1 protein-coding gene is annotated in these 424 nt (G+C 47.6%); it reads right to left on the reverse strand.

The window, feature by feature from the left end; translation table 11 throughout:
- Positions 1–424 (reverse strand): PBSX family phage terminase large subunit (locus tag RVS70_RS22685; protein ID WP_321134992.1); only part of this gene is annotated, 424 nt, incomplete at both ends.

Raw genomic sequence — 424 nt, forward strand, 5'->3', positions numbered from 1 at the left:
CACCTCGAACTGCGGCAGCACCCTGATCCCCGAGACTCCGAATCGTCCTTTGCGGGCAAACCGGGACAGTTCGGGATCATACTCTTTGAGTCCGACAAGCTGTTTCACATAGCTTTCCGGGAGAAAAAGATTGTCGTTAGCGGTGGAATGGTGGTAATACGTATCACCCTTCACAATCGTCCGCTTTTCATAAAGCTCGCTGTCATCCAGCACAAACCGTTTATTGCGTTCATCTCGAAAAAAATGCCGGTACGTCCAATTGGAGGTGCCGACGGGATTGGTGGTACAGATCATATGAAGCTTCAGCTCAGGATGGCGAAGACGTCCGATTAATTCCTTGAATCCCTCATACTTCACTTCAGAACATTCCTCAATCCAAATAAGCGAAATACTATTGATTGATTTCAGTTTGGCTGGCTTATCC

The sequence above is a fragment of the Virgibacillus sp. M23 genome (genome assembly GCF_034190895.1).
GTDB lineage: Bacteria > Bacillota > Bacilli > Bacillales > Amphibacillaceae > Virgibacillus > Virgibacillus salarius.